Origin of the sequence: Streptomyces sp. NPDC088246 (assembly GCF_044741025.1) — a bacterium.
Taxonomy (GTDB): Bacteria; Actinomycetota; Actinomycetes; order Streptomycetales; family Streptomycetaceae; genus Streptomyces.
This window is the reverse complement of record NZ_JBIURV010000031.1, coordinates 64,941-85,601: the sequence shown is the minus strand read 5'-3', so window position 1 is coordinate 85,601 and position 20,661 is coordinate 64,941. Positions and strand designations below refer to the sequence as shown.

Sequence of the window (20,661 nt, the reverse complement as noted above, 5' to 3'; positions counted from 1 at the left end):
GCGGTCCGCAACTACGAGGACGCCGGCATCATCCCGCCGGCCCACCGCAGCGGGACGGGGTACCGGGACTACACCGCCACTCATGCCGCCGGCCTACCTGGCGCTCGTCCCTGCCTTCGGCTACTCGACGAGCCGACGCATCATGCATGCCGTCACCGGCGGCCGGCTCGACGAAGCGCTGGAGTACGTCGACGACGGGCACTCGCTCCTGACACGCGACCGCAACACGCTGCGAACCGTCGAAGCGGCGCTCTCACACCTCGGAGCCTCCACCCAGAATGCAGCGGCCAGCACTCGGACGCCTTACAGCATCGGTGAACTCGCCCGCCACCTCGCGCTCGACCCGGCCACCCTGCGCACCTGGGAACGCGCTGGAGTCCTCACCCCACAACGTGACCCGCGCGGGCACCGCCAGTACCTTGCGCAGGACGTGCGCGACGCCGAACTGGCACACCTGCTGCGCCGTGGAGGCCGGCCCCTGGGCACCATCGCCACCGTCCTCGGAGAACTCCGCGACGCCGGCAGCCTCGAAGCGCTGGCCAGGACCCTGGAAGGGTGGCGGCGCGACCTCACGTCCCGCGGAATGGCCCAGCTGTACGCCGCCGGTCAGCTCTCCACCTACCTCGACTCCTTGGACGGATCGGCGAGAACCCGATGCGGCTCGGAGGATGGTCCACGCTCTTCAACCACGGAACCGGCAACTCGTACCTGAGGGCGGGGAGCGTGACGGCCCCCGCCTCGCGCTCTCCGGCGACGTGCTGTCACGACGCGCGCCAGCCGCTCCAGCGCAGGACCGAGACCTCGACCACCGGTCCGCCGGGCGGCCGGTCGGCGTACTGCCGGTATTTAGCCGTGAGCAGGCCGATGCCGCGGCCCGCCTCGGAGGACCGGTCCGGTGGCGGGAGCACGCGGGCCGTGCCATCGGCCCGGGCCCACCACAGGCGGTCCCAGTCCTCCTCGTAGTGGTCGGTGAGCAGGCAGACCGAGGGGTTGGCGGCGATGTTGGCCAGACGTCTCAGCCGCGTCGTCCGCTTCGGCTTGTGGTCGACGGCCAGCATCACCGCGTCGCCGTCCAGGGCGAACACCACCGGAACCAGGTGCGGGCGGCCCTCCGTGTCGGCCGTCGCAAGGTGGGCGATGCGCGCCGCGGCGAACCGCTCCCGTGCCTCAGCGCTCGTCAGAGTCGGCATCGCACCTTCTTCCAGCAGTCACGGCGGTTACGGAATTTCGGATCGGTCCCGCACTCCCGAGGCGCAGCGGTCTCCGGCGCCTCAGCGGTACCGGGCAGCGACTTCGGCCAGTCGGTCCAGGTACTCCAGCGTCTCCCGTTCCGGCAACGTCGGTACGTAGAACAGCAGCCGCTCGACCCCCAGACCGATGTAGCCCTCGACCTGCTCGGGGTCGTCGGGAGCCGCGTACACCGTCACCGGAACCTCGCGGTCGGCGAGGACACGCAGCCGTTCGATCTGCGGACCGAGCTCCTGCGGCGACATGCTGTTGGCCAGCCACGCGTCTCCGAGCTGCGCCACCCGTCGGAACGCGCCCTCGCCACCGCCGACGTAGATCGGCGGATGGGGGCGCTGCACGGGCTTGGGCCAGGCGAAGACCGGATCGAAGTTCACGAACTCGCCGTGGAACTCGGCCTTCTCCTCGGTCCACAGCTCCCGCATGGCACGCAGCCGCTCATCGGTGAGCCGGCCGCGGGTGGAGGGGTCGGTTCCGTGGTTCCTCATCTCCTCACGGTTCCAGCCGACACCGACGCCGAGAATCACCCGGCCACCGGAGACCAGGTCGAGCGAGGCCACCTCCTTCGCCGTGATGATCGGGTCGCGCTGCGGGATCAGCGCGATGCCGGTGCCCAACAGCAGCCGCTCGGTCACCACACCGATCGCGGTCAGGGCCACGAAGGGGTCAAGGGTGCGGTAGTAGATCTCCGGCAGCTCACCACCGCCCGGGTAGGGCGTCTCGCGGCTCGCCGGGATATGGCTGTGCTCGGCGATGAACAACGAGTCGAACGTACGTTCCTCAAGGGCGATTCCGAGTGAGGTCGGGCGGATGCCCTGGTCGGTGATGAAGGTCGAGACCCCGAATTTCACGACGGCTCCTCAAAGGGGCGAGTACGGGAAAGGAACTGGTGGCACAGATCCCTGACTACCCACCCCGGGTGATCTCGCCCCGATGACCACCCGGGAGGACCATCTCGGAGCACGGTTCCAGGCCCGCGGTCGCAACCTCGCGCCGGTCAGTGCCACTTTCTCAGCCACCAGGTGCGGCGGACAGCACCGCTCGGACCGCCGCTTGGCTTTTTAATTCGCCATTCGGCGTGCGTGTGTCGGCTCGATCTGTTCCATCCGAACGATGATTGCGTCATCCGGGATGAACCCGGGCCGTCCGACCATCCATATCTACCGCTATCGGGAGCAGTGACCATGGGCAAACTACAAGGAAAAGTGGCGGTCATCACCGGCGGCACCACAGGGATCGGGCTGGCCACAGCAAAGCTCTTCGTCAGAGAGGGCGCCTATGTCTTCATCACGGGCCGCCGCCAGAAAGAACTCGATGAAGGCATGCAGGCAATCGGCAGCAACGTATGCGGCGTTCAGGGCGACGTCGCCGAACCGGCCGACCTTGACCGCCTCTACGAGACCGTCAAGGCGAATGGGCGGATCGATATCGTCTTCGCCAACGCCGGTCTAGCCGAGTTCGCTTCGCTGGAAGACGTCACGGAAGACCATTTCGACAAAATTTTCGACATCAACGTGAAGGGTGCGCTCTTTACGGTGCAAAAGGCCCTACCGCTCTTGAATGACGGCGCTTCCATCATCCTCACGGGCTCCGTTGCGAGCGTCAAGGGAACCCCCGCTTTCTCGGTCTACGGCGCCAGCAAGGCCGCCATCCGGAATTTCGTTCGAGGATGGACGGTAGAGCTGAAGGATCGCCGTATCCGGTCCAATGTCCTCAGCCCTGGTCCGATCGAAACGCCGCTTGTGGCGGCGCAACCCCAGGACGCCATCGAGAGGATTGCGTCCACCATTCCGATGGGCCGCATGGGGGAGCCCGACGAAGTTGCCAGGGCGGCGCTCTTCCTGGCCTCGGATGACTCCAGCTTCGTCACGGGAATCGAACTTTTCGTTGATGGCGGCAGAGCGCAAATCTGATACCGCAACGGCGCATCCGACAGTGTCGTTCAGTTCGTGGACCCGTCGTGACCACCCGCGGACAGAGAGCTTTCAGATCAGCCCCACTCCGCTGACGCCGCACGTGCCGATCGATCACCCCGCCCAGCTCAGAGCCCCGAAGGCTTGAGCCTGCGAGGTGTGAATTTCCTTCCTGCCCAAGGAGCCTGACCGATGGACATCTCTTGTCAGTTCGCCACATCCCTGCACTCGCCCGAACACATCGCCGTCGCGGATCAGTTGGGCTACCACCGCGCCTGGCTCTACGACACACCCGCCCAAAGTCCCGACGTGTGGGCGATGCTGGCGCTGGCCGCCGAACGCACCCACCGCATCGGCCTCGCCCCCGGTGTCCTCGTCCCGACACTGCGCCATCCGATGGTCAACGCCTCCGGCGCCGCCACTCTCGCCGCCCTCGCACCCGGCCGCGTGGCCCTGGCCTTCGGCACCGGCTTCAACGGCACGCGCGCCCTCGGCGCACCCGCGGCCACTTGGTCCTATCTCAGCACCTACGTCCGAACGGTACGCGGTCTGCTGCGCGGTGAGACCGTGGAATGGGACGACGCCCCCATGCGCATGATGCATCCCGGCACGAACGCACCGCAGCGCCCCATCGACATTCCGGTACTGGTCTCCGCGCTCGGCCCCAAAGGTCTCGCCGTCACCCGCGAGATCGCTGACGGCCTCTTCAGCGTCAACGGCGAGACCGCCCACGCCCACGAGTTCACCTGGGCCGCGCTGGGCATCCACGGCACCGTCCTGGGCGAGGACGAACCACTCGACTCCCCGCGCGTCCGCGCCGCCGCCGGACCCGGCAACGCTCTGGCCTACCACGCCGCCTACGAATTCGGCGGCGACCCCACCGCCCTGCCCGGCGGACAAGTCTGGCTCGACGCCATCACCGCCCATCCCCGAGCCCAACGCCACTTGGCCGTACACGACCAGCACCTCACCGACCTCAACGCGGCCGACACCGCTGCCTGGAACGCGGGAAGCTGGCAGGCCATCACCTCCACCACCGTCACCGGAACCCCCGACCGCATCCGCGACAGGCTCAGCGCCTACGCCCGAGACGGCATCACCGAAATCTCCTACCAGCCCACCGGCCCCGACATCCCCGGCGAGCTCGAACGATTCATCGCCATCGCCCGCGACGTATAGGAACCGAGGCGTCGCGCACCTCGTGCGCGGCGTGCACGGCAGCCCTCCGCAGATCGAAGCCTCTGGTCGAGCGAGCCGGCCCCTGGGCGACATCGCGGATCCGGGACGCGCCGAGCGCGCCCAGCCGCTGCGCGTCGGCCTCGGAGGCAGGGCTGGAGCACCTCGACCCAGAAGTGGGCGAGTCTCAGAGCTGGCGGGCTCAGATGGCGGTGCGGCCGCCGTCGACGGCGACGGTCGCGCCGGTGACGTAGCCGGCCTTCGGCGAGGCGAGGAATGCGACGACTTCGGCGATCTCGGCAGGTTCGGCCGCCCGCTTCATCGCGGTGGTCTCGGCGATTGCGTCGAACAGGTCGCGGGCCTCGGGCCGGGTGTAGACGGGGCCGGGGGCGACGGTGTTGAAGCGGATGCCGCGGCCGCTGTACTCGGCCGTCCAGCCTCGCGTCAGTGACGCCAGCGCGGCCTTGGTCGCACCGTACGCGGCGCCGTTGGCCAGGCCCAGGCTGCCGGCCATGCTGCCGATGTTGATCACGCTGCCCGATCCCTTCGCCGCCATGGCCGGGGCGAAGGCCGCCACGAGGAAGAACGGTGCGCGGACGTTGCTGGCGAACATCGCGTCGTAGTCGGAGACCTTCATCTCCTCAGTCGGTGCCCAGACGGCTCGCCCGGCGTTGTTGACCAGGACGTCGATCTCGCCGACCTCCGAGGCGAGCCGGTCGATGCCGGCCGGGTCCTCAAGGTCCGCCTCGACAAACCGCGCGTGGCCGCCGGCCGCGGTGATCTCGTTGACGGTCTCGGCGCCGCGCTGGGCGTTGCGGCCGGCCACGACGACGGACATTCCGTCGGCGGCGAGCCTCTTGGCGACCGCCCGGCCGATGCCGGACGTGGCCCCGGTGACCAGGGCAGTAATGGGGTGCGGGTCGGGGTTCGCGTGCTCCACAGACATGGGGATGCGCCTTTCCGAATTGTTCTCCAGACCGGAATGTCCGGTAACACCTCCAATCTAGACAGACCTGTCCGGATGCCGCAGGCACGCAGCACGGCAGCGCGGGCGCGGTTGCTGGCCGCCGCCAACGAATTATTCTTCCGCGATCGGCGACCCCCGATCCAGGCGACGGACGTCGCACGTGAGCTTCGACGGGCTTGCGCTGCGGGTTGGTGAACTGCCGGTCGTTGCGGGGCAGGGGGTATCGCCTGGTCGGTCAGTTGCAGCAGCCGCGCCGGCTCTGCCAGACGCACCGCCGGCCGGCCCGCGACGGGCGGTCCCGTGCCCGTCAGTACAGCAGGTCCAGCTCGGCGCGGACCGTCTTTCCCGGCGGTACGCGGTCCAGCACCGCCCACCGGTCGGCCAGCGCCTCGACCAGGATCAGCCCGTGTCCGCTGCCGGAACCGGGCGGCGGCGGTACAAGCTCCCCCGGCCCCGGCGGGCGTCGCTCGCCCCGCGTATCACTCACCTCGATCCGCAGGACGCCGAGTACCTGCGTGTCGCCCGGTGCATGGGTCAGCCGCAGGTCGAAGTCGCGGCCCGGCACCCGGCCGTGCGTTGCCGCGTTCGCGGCCAGCTCGGCAATGATCAGCGCCGCCGTCTCCGATGCGTCACTGCGGTACGGGATGCCCCGGTCGTGCAGCACGTGCAGTGCGAGATGCCGGGCGAGCCTTGCTCCTCGGGGCGTGGAGCTGAAGCGTTGCCCGAACACACGTACAGTGACCGGTGGTTGGGGAGTGGAGAGTGCTTCCATGCGCCCACCGTGACGGCCGGAACACCCGTCGGGCCAGCTCAGCAACTCGTACGCTGAGTCAGCGTACGGGCGCGGACGTCACGCGGAACCTCATCGATCACGTTCTCCGGCTGGTCCAGCTCCGGAACATCGAGGTTCAGATCATGCCGCAGGTTCGGGAGAGCCACGCCGGGCTGGACGGTCCGATGCAGCTGTTGGAGGCCCCGGACCACAGGTGGTTCGGCTACAGCGAGGGACAGGAAAATGGTCACTTCCACGTCGACCCGGCAGTCGTCAGCACGCTCCAGATGCGGTATGCCAGGATGCGTTCACAGGCTCACTCCCTCGAATACTCCGTGAGCCTGTTGCAGCGGATGCGGGGAGCAGCATGAGCACCACAGACCTGACCTGGTTCAAGAGCAGCTACAGCAGCCCCTCAGGCGACTCCTGCGTAGAAGTCGCCCTCTCCTGGCACAAGTCCACCTACAGTGGCGGTTCCGGCGACTCCTGCGTAGAGGTAGCCACCTGCCCCACCACCGTCCACGTCCGGGACTCCAAGGTCGAGCAGGGCCCCCAGCTCGCCCTCTCCCCCGCCGCCTGGACCGGCTTCGTCGCGTACGCCGTGAGCGGCTGACCGTAAACACACCGGCACGACACCGCGCCGCGCACCGGATCAACTCCGTTGCGCGGCACGGCGGGTATCAGTGGTCAAGCGTCAGACGTCAGGACAGCGCCAGCTCGATGACATTGTCGGCTTCCAGGACCCACGTCGCGCTCAGGCCACCCTCCTTCACCCCGGCGTCGCCCCACAAGGGCCGGCTGAACGTCGCAACCCCGGCCACGCCGGGCGTACGGGCGCTGCGTACCGTCCCGTTGGACCGAACGCCTCGACAAGGGATGACCGGGCGACCTTCCGGCAGGGTGCATGCGGGAGCGGTGTGCCTTGATAGCGTCGCTCCCGCGATTGCGGACCGCTCCCCGCCGGGGTCGTCGCTGCGCCCGGACGGCCCGCCCTCGACGGACGGCCGACGGAGCGGGCGTGCTGACGGTACGGGGACGTTCGCGGCAAGGACGAAGAGGGCCGACGCATGAGCCTCGCGCAGTTGCACTACACCTCTGCCTCTGCGGGGGACGACGGGGGCGGCGCGCGGTTCACGGCGGTCAGCTCCGGTATACCCACGCCGGTGCTGGCCGAGGCCGAGCAGCTCCTCGGCTACGAGCCGCCGGCCGGGGCCCCGTACCACCCCACGACCGCTGAACTCCGGTCTTTTCCGGAGGCGTTCAGCTTCAGCGCACTGTCTGACGGCAGCCATCTGCTGAGCCGTACAGTGGCACTCGGCGGCCCCGGCGCAGGCCGTTTCCACGCGCACGCGGTGCATCTCCCGGCCGGTACCGGGCTGCCGGGTGACGTACCGGCGATCACGGCCTGGCGGTCGCCGAACTGGGCCTCCACCACACCGGACGGCGGCACGCCCGGCCGAATGGCCTCGCTGCCCGCCTCCGCCTCCTTCGGGCCGGAGGCGCTGAACGACTTCGCGGTCTCCCGGAGCCCCTGGCTGGCGGCGGTCTTCGCCGACCTGCGCCGGGCGAGCGAGGAGTCGTCGTCGACGCGAGTGGTCATCGTGGAGCGGCAGAGCGCCGATGTGGCCCGGTGGATCGCCCTGGCCACAGCCGTACTCCCGCCGGAGAACGCACAGCGGCTGACCTTCACGACCTACACCCGACGTCCGGCGCAGTCCCCGCACCGGGTTGTCGGAGTGCTGCCCGAGGACGCACCGGAACCGAACGGCTCCGACAACGGACCGCGGGTGCACACCTGCGCCGGGCCACGCCCGGAAGGACCGGTGGACGACACCTGGGCCGAGACCTGCGCCCGGATCTGGCGGAGTCGGTCTCCGGAGCTGTTCCGGGCGGCGGCGGAGCTGCCCGGCGAACCCTTCGCCGCCGGACCACTCGCCGTCACGGCACTCTGCGCGGGCGTCGTGCTCGGCCCCGCCGAGCGTGCCGCGGCAGCCGACTGGGCCGCCGAACGGCCGTACGCGCTGGACGAGGAGCGGACGCGGCGGCTGACCGACGCGCTGACCGCTCCCGACATCGACCGCACGAGCGCCGAACTGTCCTGTGTGGCAATGCTGTTGACCGCTCTCGACGGACGGTCCCCCGCCGCCACGACCGCATCGCTCGCCGCTCTGCTGGTGACGGAGGCGGTATGCGGTGGCAATGTCGCACTCGAACCGCCCGCGCGCTCGGCCTTCGCCGAACCGGCCGGGGAGCGTGCCGCCGCCGCACTCGTCACGGCCCTGGGCGACGACCTGCGTACCGAACTCGCCACTGGTGCGCCCACCGTGCCCGGCCGCAGTGTGGCGCGCACCGTGCAGCTGCTGCGGATCGCGCGGCTGCTCGACGTGGACTGCGCGGACCTGCTCCCCGATGTCGTACACGGGATGGCCCGGTCCCTGCTGGGTGAAGGGGCGGCCGACTGCGGGCCGGTACTGCTCGACCTCCTGGACGAACAGTTCGATGTCCGTACCGCGCTGCTGGGCGAGCTGGACCGGATCGCCCCGCACGATCCGGCGGGGACGGAGCGGCTGCTGACCGGTGTCGCCCTGCCGTTCACCGGGACACAGGCGCTGCCGCATCTGCGGATGTGCGCGGCGGCGCCGGACGCCAGGGCGGGCGGCGGCGACCGGGTGAAGGTGTTGCACACAGTGGTCCGCGCCGGCGGAATGTCACCTTTCACCGAACCGCTGGTGCTGCGGACCGCGGTGGGTCTTGTGTGGGGCGGGGATACGCCCACGGCGGGTGAGGCCCGGCTGCTGCTGGGCGAGACCACCTCCGACGCGCACCGTACGGCCGGTACGTGGTCCGCTCTCGTCGCGGCGGCGCTCGGCGCCCCCGCCGACGACGAGGACGCCCCCGAACTCGCCCATGACCTGTTGCGCGGCTTCCCGCAGGAGATCGATGAGCGGGTGCGCGGCGCCCTGCTGCTCCTGGAGTTCGCACGGGACGTGCGGTCGGGGGCGGCGGAGCCCGGCTGGACGGAACGGACCCGGAAGCTGTGCGCCGGGGCCGACCCGGTGGAACCGGCCGTGCGCGACCAGGCGTTCGGCGCCCTGGCCGGCAGACTGCTCGCCCCGGACCGGCCCGAGGCGGAGCTGTACGCGTTCGTCCACAGCGACGACGCGGACCTCATCGCGGCCTACGGCAGGGCCGCCCGCCAAGACGCCGTCCTCGCCCGGCTGCGTTCCGAACCGGCTTATGTGGCCGACTGCTTCACCGTCTGGAGCTCACACCCGCATGCGGGCCGCGCCTGGAGCGAGACGCGGGCGGCGCTGCTGGAGGAGGTGCTGCGGCCCGTGGTGCGCGGACTGTCCGCAGGCGAGGTGGCGGCCGTGGCGGAGGCCGCCGAGCGTACGGGCAGCAGCCGCACGGCGGAGGCGTTCCGGGCGTGGAACCGGCCGGGCGGCTTCGGCAGACGGCTCGGCAGCAGGCTGACGGCACGGGTGCGGCGGTCGTAGCCAAGCTCAGGACATCAAGAGGCCGCGAGTCCTCGGGCAACCCGCGGGCGCCAGTTGTGCCGGATTGTGCGCTTCCCTGAGTCCATGATCAGGCAGAAGTTACCTATAAGTATGTAGTGACTTTGCGCGCAATCGACAGTAGAACCTGCTTCACTCTGTCGAGAGTGAAGGACGCCACATGAGTGACACCACCATGCATGATGCTGGATCCAAGAGTGTCTCGCGTCGAAGGTTCATCGCAGGAACCAGTTCTATTCTGGGAGCCATGGCTCTCATCGGCCACGCCGCCCCGGCTCAGGCGAAAGCTGTCTCCACTGCGACTCCGATCGACTCCGGGACCCATGTCCCGGCCCTGGTGATCGGCACCGGATACGGGGGCTCCGTCGCCGCCCTGCGTCTCGCCCAGGCCGGCGTCGACGTACACATGATCGAGATGGGCATGGCCTGGGACACGCCCGGCCCGGACGGCAAGATCTTCGCCAACACGACCCAGCCGGACAACCGGTCCTACTGGCTCCGCACCAAAACCAAACAGCCCCTCAGCAACTTCCTCGGCTTCCCCATCGACAAGGACATCTCCCGCTACACCGGGATCCTGGACGCCGAGGAATTCGGCGGCATCACGGTCTATCAGGGGCGCGGTGTCGGAGGCGGTTCGTTGGTCAACGGCGGCATGGCGGTCACTCCCAAGCGCGAGAACTTCGGCGCCATCCTCCCGTCGGTGAACGCCGACGAGATGTACGGCATCTACTACCCGCGTGCCAACGCCGGGCTCGGGGTCAACACCATCGACCCGGCCTGGTTCGAGACCGCCGAGTGCTACCAGTACGCCCGGGTCGGCCGTAAGCAAGCCCAGCGTTCCGGCTTCCCGTTCGTCTTCGTTCCCGCCGTGTACGACTGGGACTACATGAAGCAGGAGGCGGCCGGTACCGTCCCCAGATCGGCGCTGGACGGCGAGATCCTCTACGGCAACAACTACGGCAAGAAGTCGCTGCCGAAGACCTACATAGCCCAGATCAAGGCCACCGGCAAGGTCACCATCTCTCCACTGCACAAAGTCACCTCGGTCGCCCCGGCGGCCGGTGGCGGCTACACCGTCGTCATCGACCAGATCGACACCAACGGGGACACCACGGCCACCAAGTCCGTGACCGCGGACAAGGTGTTCTTCGCGGCAGGCAGCGTCGGCACCAGCAAGCTGCTGGTCACGCTGAAGGCCACCGGAGCGCTGCCCCGCCTGAACGACGAGATCGGCAAGGGCTGGGGCGACAACGGCAACGTCATGTGCGGCCGCGCCAACCACCTGTGGGACCCGACCGGCAGCGTCCAGGCGTCCATACCCACGGGCGGCATCGACAACTGGGCCACTGGTGGTGCGTTCGCCGAGGTCGCGCCGCTGCCCACCGGGATCGAGACGTACGCCTCGTTCTATCTGGCGATCACCAAGAACCCGAACCGAGCCGAGTTCTCCTGGAACGCCGCGACGAGCAAGGTCGATCTGAGCTGGCAGACCTCCTGGAAGCAGCCGTCCATCGACGCGGCCAAGACGATCTTCGACAAGATCAACAAGACGGAGGGGACGATCTACCGCACCGACCTCTTCGGCACCTACAAGATCTGGGGCGATCACCTCACGTACCACCCGCTCGGAGGCGCGGTGCTGAACAAGGCCACCGACAACTACGGCCGCCTCCACGGCTACTCCGGCCTGTACGTCATCGACGGCTCGCTGATCCCCGGCAACACCAGTGTCAACCCGTTCGTCACCATCACCGCGCTCGCCGAACGGAACATCGAAGAGATCATCGCCGCCGACCTGTAACGGTGAGATCGAAGCCCGGGGCCGGGCGGGCTCACCGAGCGGCCCCGGACCCTTCAGCGCCCTGGCAGCGCGCACACGGTGTCGAGGCCCAGCACATGGTTGAGCCGGCCGAACGCCAGCCACGAGCCGATGCTCATGCTCAGCTCCACGATCTCGGGCTGGCTGTAGTGCGCGGTCATCCGGGACCAGAACTCGTCGTCGAGGCCGTGGTGATCCAGGGCGTACCGCTCGGCGTACTCGGCGGCCAACCGGGTCCGGTCGTCGAAGGCGTCGGTGGTGCGCCAGTGGGCCACCGCGTCGGCGAACTCCTCCTCGACCTTCGCTCCGTCCCGTTCGGTCCGCCAATCGAGGCAGAAGACGCATCCGTTGATCTGTGCGATCCGCAACCGCGCGGCCTCGAACTCGCGTAGTCCGAGGGTCGTGTGGGCATACACCGACATCGAGAAATTCGCGGCGGCGATCCCGATCCCGGGGATCATCTCCCCCCACACGTACTCGATCGCATCCTTGCCTTCGGGGATATCGATGTTCATCGTTGTCTCCTTCCGAGCCTGCCAACCGCGGGGCGCAGTGGGACGTCGAGCGCGTCGTAAAGTCCGGGTTCCGCGCCCACAAGCCAGTCGATGGCGCTCACGAGCCTGCCGACTGCGGTGGCGTTCCCGCCCGCGGACCGGTTCTCGCCCTCGTCGGTGGCCTCGACCGTGACCTCGATGCGCGGGCGGCCCTCGATGACCACCCGGTGTGCGCCGTCGCCGTCGGGCGGCGTCGGCCAGTCCAGTGCGCAGGACGGATGGATGCGCGTGATGTGCTCGATGATGATGCGGGGTTCGCCCTCGACGATGCCTTGCACCTCGAACCGGACAGCGCCCTGGGTGCCCGCCTCGAACTCGCCCATCGTCCTGGTACTCACCATGGTCTCAAGAGGGCGCCGGTCCAACGTCTCGCGGATGTCGTCGAGTTCGACGCCGAGGGCCCTGGCCATCAGCCGCACTTGGCCGCCCCAGACCATCGTGGGGACCGTCGGCGCAAGCATCAGAGGCTCATAGTCCATCGGCTGTCCCATGCCGACCAAGTACCGGACGGAGTCCTCCTGGTCGTAGGTGGAGTAGTCGAAGATCTCCTGACAGCGGATCACGTCCACGGTGGTGCCGAGTCCGCTGATCAGCAGCGGCAGTACGTCGTTGCCCCAGCCGGGGTCGACACCGGAGACGAACAGCGAGCCGCCGCCCTCAGCGATGGCGGCCAGCACCGGATCCCGCAACTCCGGCGGGGCGCCCAGCCGGTCGTAGAGCGCGTACACCGCAGGGGTGACGACTACGGCTCCGCCCCGGATCGCCCTGATGATGTCGGTGAGGGCCTCGTCGGGGCGGATGTCGCCGGACGCCGCGTACACCACCGCCTGGGGACCGGCGGCCAGCACACTGTCGATGTCGTCGGTCGCGGCAACCCCCAGACCGCGGTCGAGCCCTCCGAGGTCGCCCGCGTCGCGGCCGACCTTGTCGGGGTTGTGGACGAGCACGGCGGTGAGCGTCAGCGCCGGATGGGCATCGACGGCACGGATCGCCGCGCGGCCGACGTTGCCGGTACCCCAGACAACCGTGGAAATCATGCGCGGAGGGTAGCGAGAGGGCGCATCAGTTCATAGTGGCGTGACCGGAAAGAATTCCAATCGCTCGTGCGTAGCAGGGCGGCGAGTGGGCGTTCCCGGACAGCGTGCCGTTCGCGCGGATCGCCGAGGCCATTCCCTCCGGGGACGGTGCGGATCTCGTGGATCGGGCTGCAGACGCTCGCTCCCGAACCGTCCCTGTCCTGAGCTTCCGGACCCGGCCGGACATACGTCACGGCTTCCTCGGAGCGACCGGTACCGTAGGTACAATCTTGTGCGCCTCCTGACGGGCTGCATGAACCGCCAGAGGAACAGATGAGGAAGCCATGACGACGAACCGCGGACGCAAGGACGTCATCCGGGACCGGATGGCCGCGACCGGCGAGTCGTACAACGTCGCCGCCCGCAACCTGAAGGCGATGAAGGACATGGGTGCCACGCGTGAGGCCGTCCTCACCCAGCGCTGGCGTCCCGCCGACTCGCTCGACGTTCCGTGCCCCTGCGGTGGTACGTGCGAGCCGGGCGAGCGGTGCGAGCGCTGCCACGCGCTGCACCGGCATGTGGCGCGCTACCCCGGCAGTGTCACGGACGTGGAGACCTGGGCGGACCGTTACGACTGCACGGGCTGCGCGTCCTCGTACATCCTGACGGTCGTGCTGCCCGGCCGGCCGTGGGGTGTCGCCGAGACGGTCGTCCAGGGCGGGTCCGCGGAGCCGGTCGTGCGGGCCAGGGTCTTCCCGGGGGTCGCCCACCCGCTGCTGCGGCCGGAGCACCCCGAGGGCGAGGACGAGGGCTGACGCCCGGCGTCAGCCCTCGCTCAGGTCGTGGCCGTCAGCCCTCGTCGGGCGTCAGGCGCAGTGAGATCGAGTTGATGCAGTACCGCTGGTCCGTCGGGGTCGGGTAGCCCTCGCCCTCGAAGACATGGCCGAGGTGCGATCCGCAGCGGGCGCAGCGGACCTCGGTGCGGACCATGCCGTGGCTGCGGTCCTGGATCAGTTCGACCGCGTCCGTGTCCTTCGGGTCGTAGAAGGACGGCCAGCCGCAGTGCGACTCGAATTTGGTGTCGGAGCGGAACAGTTCCGCGTCACAGGCGCGGCAGGAGTAGACGCCCGTGGTCTTGGTGTCGGTGTACTCGCCGACGAAGGCGGGTTCGGTGCCGGCCTGGCGCAGGACCGCGTACTCGGCGGGCGTCAGCTCCGCCCGCCACTGCTCGTCCGGCTTCTCGATGTCGTACGACACGTCGCTCCCTCAGCTCGACAGGTGGTCCAGGATCTGCGGGCCGAGGTCCGTGACGTCGCCCGCCCCCATGGTGAGAACGAGGTCGCCGGGCTTCGCCATTCCCGCGATGGCCTCGGGGACCGCCGCCTTGTCGTGTACGGCGGTGACATCGGCGCCCGCGGACCTCGCGGCGTCGATGATCAGGTCGCTGGTGATGCCGGGGATCGGGTCCTCGCGGGCCGGATAGATGTCCAGGACCACGGAGGCGTCGGCCAGTGCGAGGGCCTGGCCCATCTCGGCTCCGAGCTCCTGGGTGCGGGAGAAGAGGTGGGGCTGGAACACGACCAGGAGGCGGGCGTCGGATGCGGCGCCGCGCATCGCTTCGAGGTCCGCGGTCATCTCGGTGGGGTGGTGTGCGTACGAGTCGATGACCTGCACGCCCGCGGCCTCGCCCTTGAGCTGGAGACGGCGCTTGACCCCCGTGTACTTGCCGAGGGCCGAGGCCAGGTTGTGGGCCGGGATACCGAGGGCGACACCGGCGGCGAGGGCCGCGACCGCGTTGTGGGCGTAGTGGCGACCGGGCACGGAGACCGTGAAGGTGAGGTACTTCCCGTTCAGGATGACCGTTACCTCGCTGGTCAGGCCGCGCGGGGTGACCTTGTGGACGCGTACGTCGGCGGTCTCGGACTCGCCGTAGGTGACGACCTTCACCGAGGACAGGGCGCGCACCCGCTTGGTCAGCTCGACGGCGCCGGGCTGGTCGGCGGCGATCACCAGGGTGCCGTCGGGGACGATCTTGCCTGCGAACGTCTCGAAGGATTCGTAGATCTCGTCCATCGAGGCGTAGTTCGCGTGGTGGTCCAGCTCGACGTTGAGGACGATCGCGACCTCGGGGTCGTACTTCTGGAAGCTGCGGTCGCTCTCGTCCGCCTCGGCGACAAAGATCTGGCCCTCGCCGTGAGCGGCGTTGGTGCCGGGGCCCGCGAGGTCTCCGCCGATGGCGTACGAGGGGCCGAGGTTCAGCTCGGACAGGGCGACGGCCAGCATCGATGTGGTGGTCGTCTTGCCGTGCGTACCGGCCACCGCGATCGCGCGCAGGCCCCCCATCAGGGAGGCCAGCGCGTCGGAGCGGTGCACGACGGGGATCGACAGCTCGGCCGCGCGCACCAGCTCCGGGTTGTCGGCGCGGATGGCGCTGGAGACGACCACGCACGAGGCGTCGTCCGCCAGATGTCCGGCGGCGTGCCCGATGTGGACGGTCGCCCCCAGCGCCCGCAGCGCCTCGGCCGTTCCCGACTCCTTGGCGTCACTGCCCGCGACCTTCGCACCGCGCTGGGTGAGGATCTTCGCGATGCCCGACATTCCGGCGCCGCCGATGCCGATGAAGTGCGGTCGTTCCATGGCGGCAGGAATACCGGGTGCCATGCGTGTGTCTCCCCAGAAGTTGAAACGAGTACCCGCCCAGCCTATTCGCTGTGCGCGAAGAGCTTGAGCACCGGTACGCCGACCTTGTGCCGGGCCCTGGACGCCCAGTCCCTGTGGAAGAACTCTTCCACGTAGTGCGGCGCGGTCAGCACGATGACTTCATCGGCCTCCGCGTCGTCGACCACGGACTTCAGCTTGTCCAGCGGGTGCTCCTCGATCACCTGCCCGACCGCTTCGGAGCCTGCCTGCCGCAGGGCCTCGAGCGACACTTCGAGCGCCAGTTCGGCAGACTGCCTGGCATTCTTGCCCTCCGGCTCCTCACCCTCCCGGGCGGCTTCCTTCAGTTCGCCCATCGCCAGGTCGTCGATGGCCCGCAACAGCACATCGGCCTGGTCACCGCGCGGCTGCATGAGCACGACGAAGGAGGTCCGCTCCTCCCCGTGCAGGGTGGTGACGAACTCGACGTCCTCGGAAGTGAGGGGCTTCTCGATCATCAAAACGCTGGTGAACACCACAGGCGCCCTTCTGCTTCAGTAACCGTCGCCGGTCTCTGCTGAAACCATCCTTCCCCGTGGTCGCACGGGGTCTGCGAGTAATTGTGCCCACCGGAAGCTAACCGGAGCGGTAAATTCCGCCGATTGTCAGATCCGACGGTATCGGGTGAAGAGGAACCCGGCCTCTTCCAGCATCGATGTCAGGGAGAATCGTTCCGGCACGGCCACCGAGGGGCCACCGGCGATCCGCTGCGCGTCTCCGGCGGTCAGCATCGGCGAGAGGGTCAGACAGAGCTCGTCCAGCACCCCGGCCGCCACGAACTGGCCCAGCATCCTGGGTCCGCCCTCGGTCAGCAACCGCTTGAGTCCGCGGTCCGCCAGCTCACGTACGGCCCTGGCGGGGTCCACCCGGGAGCCCTCCCCCGCGATCACCACCTCGGCGCCCGCCTTCCGCGCCGCCTCGATCCGGTCCGCAGGGGCTCCGTTGCCGGTCAGCACGAGAGTCGGGACGAGCGGCGAGACGAAGAGCGGCAACGAGAAGTCCAGGTCCAGGCTGCCGCTCACCACGGCGATCGCCGGTGCGGGCCCCTGCCCGGCCGCTGCCCGGCGGGCGGCGAAGGCCTCGCGGGCCCTGGCGGGCCGGTAGCCCTCCAGCCGTACGGTCTCCGCCCCCGCCACGACCACATCGGCCAGACCGCGCAGGGTGCCGAAGATCCGCATGTCGCTCTCGCAGGAAATCGGCTGCGAGCGCCCGTCGTGCTGAGCGGCGCCGTCGAGCGTCGAAACCATGTTGGCGCGCAGCCAGGGGCCGTCCTGCTCGGGGTACGCGTAGGCGTCGGCCAGATGGTCCAGACTCCACTCCCCCTCGTCGTCAGCCGGTGTCGGGTCGGTCACAGGGAAGAGGCGTCGCATGTTCTGCAGTCTGGCACGGCGCTTAAGGTTGATGGTTGTGTCGTCCTCCATCGCCGTGCCGGGGCAGAGCCCCATAGCCGAAACGGCCCCGCTGTCCCTGTGTGCCCTTGAGCCGCACGTCCCTGCCGACCGCCTGGTCGCCGAGATGGTGCCGCCGCCGCGCTTCGACTCCGTACGCTTCGATACGTACGTCCCGGACCCCAACCAGCCCAGCCAGACCGAGGCGGTCGGGGTCCTGAGCGGATTCGCGGCCGGGCTCGGCGGGGCACACGCCAGCGGCTCGGGCAAGCGCAAGTGGTTCAGCAGGAAGCCGGCCGCGCCCGCGGGGCCCCTCGGCGTCTACCTCGACGGCGGCTACGGCGTCGGCAAGACGCACCTGCTGGCCTCTCTCTGGCACGCCACGCCCGCCGCGCCCTCGCTGAAGGCGTTCGGCACCTTCGTCGAGCTGACCAACCTGGTCGGTGCGCTGGGCTTCCAGCAGACCGTGCGGACGCTGAGCGGGCACCGGCTCCTGTGCATCGACGAGTTCGAGCTGGACGACCCGGGCGACACGGTTCTGGTGTCGTCGCTGCTCAGCAGGCTGGTCGAGGCCGGGGTCGCGCTCGCCGCCACCTCGAACACATTGCCCGGCAAGCTGGGCGAGGGCCGGTTCGCCGCCGCCGACTTCCTGCGGGAGATCCAGGGGCTGTCCGCGCACTTCCATCCGCTGCGGATCGACGGCGAGGACTACCGCCACCGCGGGCTGCCCGAGGCGCCCGCGCCGTACTCCGACGAGCAGGTCACCAAGGCCGCGTACGCCACCGAGGGCGCGAGCCTGGACGACTTCCCCTCGCTCCTCGACCATCTCGCCCGGGTCCATCCGAGCCGCTACGGCGCACTGACGGACGGACTGCGGGCGGTCTGCCTCACCGAGGTCCAGCCGGTGCCGGACCAGTCGACCGCGCTGCGGCTCGTCGTCCTCGCCGACCGGCTGTACGACCGGGAGGTGCCGGTGCTCGCCTCCGGGGTCCCGTTCGACAAGCTGTTCAGTGAGGAGATGCTGAACGGCGGGTACCGGAAGAAGTACTTCCGGGCGATCTCCCGGCTGACGGCGCTGGCGCGCGACGCAAAGGGTCTGGTGGCGCAGTAGGTTCGGGGCGTACCCCCCTTCGGGGGCGTACCACCGAGGTGCCTCGGCGCGCCTCGTATCTCCCGTATCACCGCGCACACCGTTTGAAGGGATCCAGTATGGCTACCACGCGTCAGGCGCACACGGTCTGGGAAGGCAACCTGATCGAGGGCAAGGGTGTCGTCACTTTCGACTCCTCCGGCATCGGCGACTACGAGGTCTCCTGGCCGTCCCGCGCGGAGAAGGCGAACGGAAAGACCAGCCCCGAGGAGCTCATCGCGGCGGCGCACTCCAGCTGCTTCTCGATGGCGCTGTCCAACGGCCTGGCCACCGCCGGTACCCCGCCGACCCGACTGAACACCCAGGCCGACGTGACCTTCCAGCCCGGTACCGGCATCACCGGTATTCACCTCACCGTCCAGGGCGAGGTGCCGGGTCTCGACGAGGCGGGCTTCCTCAAGGCCGCCGAGGACGCCAAGGCGAACTGCCCGGTCAGCCAGGCGCTCACGGGCACGACGATCACGCTCACCGCGTCCCTGGCCTGACCCCACGGGCCCCTGCGGACCCGTGACACGCACGAGGCTCAGTGACCCGCGTGGTTCCCGCGCGGCGATACGCGTGGTACACACATGCGGGTCACTTCTCCTGTCCGCCAGCAGGGAGTTGCCTCATGTCATCAGCAGCAGCACGACAACTCGCAACACGACGACAGGTCCTGGCCGGCAGCGGCGCGGCCGTTGCCTCGATCGCCTTCGCCGGGGCGTTCTCCGAACTCTTCGCGGGTACCGCCGCCGCCCGTGGACACAGCGGCTACGGCCCGCTCGTGCCCGACCCGGACGGTCTGCTCGACCTCCCGAAGGGCTTCCGCTACCGGGTCCTGTCCCGGGAGGGCGACCCGCTCCGCTCCGGCGAGGGCCAGGTCCCCAGCAACCACGACGGCATGGCCGCCTTCGCGGGCCGGCACGGACACGTCCGTCTCGTACGCAATCACGAGAACCGCGCCACCGGAAGAATCCCGGTCCCGACCGTCGAGGGCCTCACCTACGACCCGATGGGCAAGGGCGGCTGTACGGCCCTGGAGCTGGACGGCCGCAACAACGTCCTCGGCGAACGCGTCGCCATCGCCGGTACGGCGGTGAACTGCGCGGGCGGCCGCACCCCTTGGAACACCTGGCTGACCTGCGAGGAGACCGAGGACAAGGCCGGCACCAACGGTTACACCAAGGACCACGGCTTCATCTTCGAAGTGGACGGCGCCGATCCGCACCGCACCGGGGCCGTGCCGCTCACCGCGATGGGCCGCTTCCAGCACGAGGCGATCGCGATCGATCCGAAGAACGGGATCGTGTACGAGACGGAGGACGCCTTCGACAAACCGTTCGGGCTCTTCTACCGCTTCCTGCCGAACAAGCCGCTCGGCGGTACGGGCTCGCTGCGGGCCGGCGGTCATCTGGAGGCCATGCGGGTGCCGGGCGTCCCCGACCTCTCCGTGGTCCAGGAGACCGGTGCGAGCTTCGAGGGCATCGAGTGGGTCCCCGTACCGGATCCGCCGGCCACCGGAACCCCGATCAGGTTCCAGGACTTCGGCCCGAAGGGCATCACCCACGCGCAGAAGCTGGAGGGCTGCTACTGGGGCGGGTCGTCGGTCTACTTCGTCTCCAGCTTCGCGCACAGCTCGCAGGGTTCGGCGGCCGATCACTACGGCCAGGTATGGCGGTACGAGCCGAAGCGGCGTCGTCTCACGCTGGTGATCGCCTTCGGCCCCGCTACGGACGTCCAGCTGCCCGGCGAGTCCCCCGACAACATCTGCCTGGCCTCCGACGGGGGGCTGATGGTGTGCGAGGACGGCGACGGCGCGCAGCATGTGTTCGGCCTGACGCGGGGCGGCGAGGTGTACGCGATGGCGCGGGGCCGGCAGAACATCGGGACGCCCGAGGAGCCCTCGTGGGGCGAGTTCGCCGGGGTCACGTTCGCTCCGGACGGCGGGACGATGTTCGTCAACTGCTATACGCCGGGGACGACGTTCGCGGTGACGGGGCCGTGGCGCTGATGCGTTGATGCGCAGGGGGCGGGCAACTGTTGCCGGCACGGCGGCACTCGATGAGCGTGATCTGCCTGCGCTACCCCTTCGTCGGCGGCTTCGACGAGCGGGTGCGTGCGCACGCGGCGCGGCTCACCGCGGAACCGGCTGCCGGTGCCCGGGATCTGTGGACGTACCTGGAGGTCCGGGACGCCGCACGGGCCGCCCTGCTCGCCTTCGACGTAGCCGGGCCGGGTGCGCACGCCGTACATCTGTGCGCGCCCGAGACCCTCGTGCCGTTTCCGACGGAAGAGCTCCTGCGCCGCCATCACCCCACCGCCCGGCTCCTGCGCCCCCTGCCCGGGCGTACCGCGCCGGTGGACACCACGGCCGCGCGGCGGCTCCTCGGCTTCACAGCGGAACATCTGCTCGATGGCTGATCAGACACTTCTCGGCGGCTCCACGGCCGGAGTGAATCCGAGAACG

21 protein-coding genes and 1 pseudogene are annotated in these 20,661 nt (G+C 69.4%); 12 read left to right on the top strand and 10 right to left on the bottom strand.

The window, feature by feature from the left end; translation table 11 throughout:
- Positions 1 to 82 precede the first annotated feature (82 nt).
- Positions 83 to 712: a MerR family transcriptional regulator gene (locus ACIPEK_RS33365; protein WP_402003885.1), complete on the top strand. Its 630-nt coding sequence runs from the start codon at positions 83 to 85 to the stop codon at positions 710 to 712.
- Positions 713 to 761: 49 nt separating this feature from the next.
- On the opposite strand, the gene ACIPEK_RS33360 is transcribed toward ACIPEK_RS33365, so the two are convergent.
- Both ACIPEK_RS33360 and ACIPEK_RS33355 read right to left on the bottom strand, forming a co-directional pair.
- Positions 762 to 1,190, bottom strand: a complete 429-nt coding sequence (locus tag ACIPEK_RS33360; protein ID WP_383073231.1) for a TIGR03668 family PPOX class F420-dependent oxidoreductase — start codon at positions 1,188 to 1,190, stop codon at positions 762 to 764.
- An 81-nt stretch (positions 1,191 to 1,271) separates the two neighbouring features.
- Positions 1,272 to 2,096: an LLM class F420-dependent oxidoreductase gene (locus tag ACIPEK_RS33355; protein WP_402003881.1), complete on the bottom strand. Its 825-nt coding sequence runs from the start codon at positions 2,094 to 2,096 to the stop codon at positions 1,272 to 1,274.
- Between the two features lie 333 nt (positions 2,097 to 2,429).
- On the opposite strand from ACIPEK_RS33355, the gene ACIPEK_RS33350 reads away from it, so the two are divergent.
- Positions 2,430 to 3,158, top strand: coding sequence for a glucose 1-dehydrogenase (locus ACIPEK_RS33350; RefSeq protein ID WP_402003878.1), 729 nt, complete (start codon positions 2,430 to 2,432; stop codon positions 3,156 to 3,158).
- Positions 3,159 to 3,350: 192 nt separating this feature from the next.
- Entirely contained in the window at positions 3,351 to 4,337 is a 987-nt protein-coding gene (locus ACIPEK_RS33345) for an LLM class flavin-dependent oxidoreductase (RefSeq protein ID WP_402003875.1), read from the top strand.
- Between the two features lie 199 nt (positions 4,338 to 4,536).
- Here ACIPEK_RS33345 and ACIPEK_RS33340 read toward each other — a convergent pair whose 3' ends face one another.
- Together ACIPEK_RS33340 and ACIPEK_RS33335 are read right to left on the bottom strand one after the other, a co-directional pair.
- On the bottom strand, positions 4,537 to 5,280 hold the full coding sequence (locus ACIPEK_RS33340) for an SDR family NAD(P)-dependent oxidoreductase (RefSeq protein WP_402003872.1): 744 nt from the start codon (positions 5,278 to 5,280) through the stop codon (positions 4,537 to 4,539).
- A 328-nt stretch (positions 5,281 to 5,608) separates the two neighbouring features.
- Positions 5,609 to 6,073 carry an ATP-binding protein gene (locus ACIPEK_RS33335; protein ID WP_402003869.1) on the bottom strand — a complete coding sequence of 155 codons (465 nt, stop codon included), beginning with the start codon at positions 6,071 to 6,073 and terminating at the stop codon, positions 5,609 to 5,611.
- Positions 6,074 to 6,141: 68 nt separating this feature from the next.
- On the opposite strand from ACIPEK_RS33335, the pseudogene ACIPEK_RS33330 reads away from it, so the two are divergent.
- From ACIPEK_RS33330 to ACIPEK_RS33315, 4 genes and pseudogenes are all read left to right on the top strand, one after another.
- A pseudogene (locus ACIPEK_RS33330) lies at positions 6,142 to 6,444 on the top strand (Scr1 family TA system antitoxin-like transcriptional regulator); the annotation flags it as partial.
- Entirely contained in the window at positions 6,441 to 6,686 is a 246-nt protein-coding gene (locus tag ACIPEK_RS33325) for a DUF397 domain-containing protein (RefSeq protein WP_383960728.1), read from the top strand. The pseudogene ACIPEK_RS33330 and the gene ACIPEK_RS33325, both read left to right, overlap by 4 nt.
- 454 nt (positions 6,687 to 7,140) lie before the next feature.
- Positions 7,141 to 9,570 (top strand): GTPase-associated protein 1-related protein, encoded by a 2,430-nt coding sequence (locus ACIPEK_RS33320; protein ID WP_402003866.1) that lies wholly within the window; start codon positions 7,141 to 7,143, stop codon positions 9,568 to 9,570.
- A 178-nt stretch (positions 9,571 to 9,748) separates the two neighbouring features.
- Complete coding sequence (locus ACIPEK_RS33315; RefSeq protein ID WP_402003863.1) at positions 9,749 to 11,392, top strand: GMC oxidoreductase; 1,644 nt, start codon at positions 9,749 to 9,751, stop codon at positions 11,390 to 11,392.
- A 53-nt stretch (positions 11,393 to 11,445) separates the two neighbouring features.
- Here the strand turns inward: ACIPEK_RS33315 and ACIPEK_RS33310 are convergent, their stop codons facing one another.
- Positions 11,446 to 11,925: a carboxymuconolactone decarboxylase family protein gene (locus ACIPEK_RS33310; protein ID WP_402003860.1), complete on the bottom strand. Its 480-nt coding sequence runs from the start codon at positions 11,923 to 11,925 to the stop codon at positions 11,446 to 11,448.
- The gene (locus ACIPEK_RS33305; RefSeq protein ID WP_402003857.1) at positions 11,922 to 13,001 is read right to left on the bottom strand and encodes a dihydrodipicolinate reductase; all 1,080 of its coding nucleotides are present in this window, start codon (positions 12,999 to 13,001) and stop codon (positions 11,922 to 11,924) included. The genes ACIPEK_RS33310 and ACIPEK_RS33305 overlap by 4 nt, the downstream gene beginning before the upstream one ends.
- A gap of 323 nt (positions 13,002 to 13,324) precedes the next feature.
- On the opposite strand from ACIPEK_RS33305, the gene ACIPEK_RS33300 reads away from it, so the two are divergent.
- Positions 13,325 to 13,795, top strand: coding sequence for a hypothetical protein (locus ACIPEK_RS33300; RefSeq protein ID WP_383073211.1), 471 nt, complete (start codon positions 13,325 to 13,327; stop codon positions 13,793 to 13,795).
- Positions 13,796 to 13,829: 34 nt separating this feature from the next.
- Here the strand turns inward: ACIPEK_RS33300 and msrB are convergent, their stop codons facing one another.
- The 4 genes from msrB to ACIPEK_RS33280 all read right to left on the bottom strand — a co-directional run bounded on the left by msrB (position 13,830) and on the right by ACIPEK_RS33280 (position 17,047).
- Positions 13,830 to 14,237: a peptide-methionine (R)-S-oxide reductase MsrB gene (gene msrB, locus ACIPEK_RS33295; protein ID WP_114247299.1), complete on the bottom strand. Its 408-nt coding sequence runs from the start codon at positions 14,235 to 14,237 to the stop codon at positions 13,830 to 13,832.
- Positions 14,238 to 14,246: 9 nt separating this feature from the next.
- Complete coding sequence (gene murC, locus ACIPEK_RS33290) at positions 14,247 to 15,641, bottom strand: UDP-N-acetylmuramate--L-alanine ligase (RefSeq protein WP_402003852.1); 1,395 nt, start codon at positions 15,639 to 15,641, stop codon at positions 14,247 to 14,249.
- Positions 15,642 to 15,682: 41 nt separating this feature from the next.
- Positions 15,683 to 16,135, bottom strand: a complete 453-nt coding sequence (locus ACIPEK_RS33285; protein ID WP_351255283.1) for an indole-3-glycerol phosphate synthase — start codon at positions 16,133 to 16,135, stop codon at positions 15,683 to 15,685.
- Between the two features lie 147 nt (positions 16,136 to 16,282).
- The gene (locus ACIPEK_RS33280) at positions 16,283 to 17,047 is read right to left on the bottom strand and encodes a pyrimidine reductase family protein (protein ID WP_402003849.1); all 765 of its coding nucleotides are present in this window, start codon (positions 17,045 to 17,047) and stop codon (positions 16,283 to 16,285) included.
- Between the two features lie 37 nt (positions 17,048 to 17,084).
- Between ACIPEK_RS33280 and zapE the strand changes: the two genes are divergently transcribed.
- From zapE to ACIPEK_RS33260, 4 genes are all read left to right on the top strand, one after another.
- Positions 17,085 to 18,176, top strand: coding sequence for a cell division protein ZapE (gene zapE / locus ACIPEK_RS33275; RefSeq protein ID WP_402003846.1), 1,092 nt, complete (start codon positions 17,085 to 17,087; stop codon positions 18,174 to 18,176).
- 98 nt (positions 18,177 to 18,274) lie between these two features.
- Positions 18,275 to 18,700 (top strand): OsmC family protein, encoded by a 426-nt coding sequence (locus tag ACIPEK_RS33270; protein WP_383073203.1) that lies wholly within the window; start codon positions 18,275 to 18,277, stop codon positions 18,698 to 18,700.
- Positions 18,701 to 18,825: 125 nt separating this feature from the next.
- Positions 18,826 to 20,205: an alkaline phosphatase PhoX gene (locus tag ACIPEK_RS33265; protein ID WP_402003843.1), complete on the top strand. Its 1,380-nt coding sequence runs from the start codon at positions 18,826 to 18,828 to the stop codon at positions 20,203 to 20,205.
- A gap of 50 nt (positions 20,206 to 20,255) precedes the next feature.
- Positions 20,256 to 20,615 (top strand): hypothetical protein, encoded by a 360-nt coding sequence (locus tag ACIPEK_RS33260; protein WP_402003841.1) that lies wholly within the window; start codon positions 20,256 to 20,258, stop codon positions 20,613 to 20,615.
- Positions 20,616 to 20,661 lie beyond the last annotated feature (46 nt).

What these genes read in the sequence shown, in the direction of transcription:
- ACIPEK_RS33365 (WP_402003885.1), top strand. Translation starts at nt 83, where the DNA reads ATGCCGCCGGCCTACCTGGCGCTCGTCCCTGCCTTCGGCTACTCGACG.
- ACIPEK_RS33360 (WP_383073231.1), bottom strand. Translation starts at nt 1,190, where the DNA reads ATGCCGACTCTGACGAGCGCTGAGGCACGGGAGCGGTTCGCCGCGGCG.
- ACIPEK_RS33350 (WP_402003878.1), top strand. Translation starts at nt 2,430, where the DNA reads ATGGGCAAACTACAAGGAAAAGTGGCGGTCATCACCGGCGGCACCACA.
- ACIPEK_RS33345 (WP_402003875.1), top strand. Translation starts at nt 3,351, where the DNA reads ATGGACATCTCTTGTCAGTTCGCCACATCCCTGCACTCGCCCGAACAC.
- ACIPEK_RS33340 (WP_402003872.1), bottom strand. Translation starts at nt 5,280, where the DNA reads ATGTCTGTGGAGCACGCGAACCCCGACCCGCACCCCATTACTGCCCTG.
- ACIPEK_RS33335 (WP_402003869.1), bottom strand. Translation starts at nt 6,073, where the DNA reads ATGGAAGCACTCTCCACTCCCCAACCACCGGTCACTGTACGTGTGTTC.
- ACIPEK_RS33325 (WP_383960728.1), top strand. Translation starts at nt 6,441, where the DNA reads ATGAGCACCACAGACCTGACCTGGTTCAAGAGCAGCTACAGCAGCCCC.
- ACIPEK_RS33320 (WP_402003866.1), top strand. Translation starts at nt 7,141, where the DNA reads ATGAGCCTCGCGCAGTTGCACTACACCTCTGCCTCTGCGGGGGACGAC.
- ACIPEK_RS33315 (WP_402003863.1), top strand. Translation starts at nt 9,749, where the DNA reads ATGAGTGACACCACCATGCATGATGCTGGATCCAAGAGTGTCTCGCGT.
- ACIPEK_RS33310 (WP_402003860.1), bottom strand. Translation starts at nt 11,925, where the DNA reads ATGAACATCGATATCCCCGAAGGCAAGGATGCGATCGAGTACGTGTGG.
- ACIPEK_RS33305 (WP_402003857.1), bottom strand. Translation starts at nt 13,001, where the DNA reads ATGATTTCCACGGTTGTCTGGGGTACCGGCAACGTCGGCCGCGCGGCG.
- ACIPEK_RS33300 (WP_383073211.1), top strand. Translation starts at nt 13,325, where the DNA reads ATGACGACGAACCGCGGACGCAAGGACGTCATCCGGGACCGGATGGCC.
- murC (WP_402003852.1), bottom strand. Translation starts at nt 15,641, where the DNA reads ATGGCACCCGGTATTCCTGCCGCCATGGAACGACCGCACTTCATCGGC.
- ACIPEK_RS33285 (WP_351255283.1), bottom strand. Translation starts at nt 16,135, where the DNA reads ATGATCGAGAAGCCCCTCACTTCCGAGGACGTCGAGTTCGTCACCACC.
- ACIPEK_RS33280 (WP_402003849.1), bottom strand. Translation starts at nt 17,047, where the DNA reads ATGCGACGCCTCTTCCCTGTGACCGACCCGACACCGGCTGACGACGAG.
- ACIPEK_RS33270 (WP_383073203.1), top strand. Translation starts at nt 18,275, where the DNA reads ATGGCTACCACGCGTCAGGCGCACACGGTCTGGGAAGGCAACCTGATC.
- ACIPEK_RS33265 (WP_402003843.1), top strand. Translation starts at nt 18,826, where the DNA reads ATGTCATCAGCAGCAGCACGACAACTCGCAACACGACGACAGGTCCTG.
- ACIPEK_RS33260 (WP_402003841.1), top strand. Translation starts at nt 20,256, where the DNA reads ATGAGCGTGATCTGCCTGCGCTACCCCTTCGTCGGCGGCTTCGACGAG.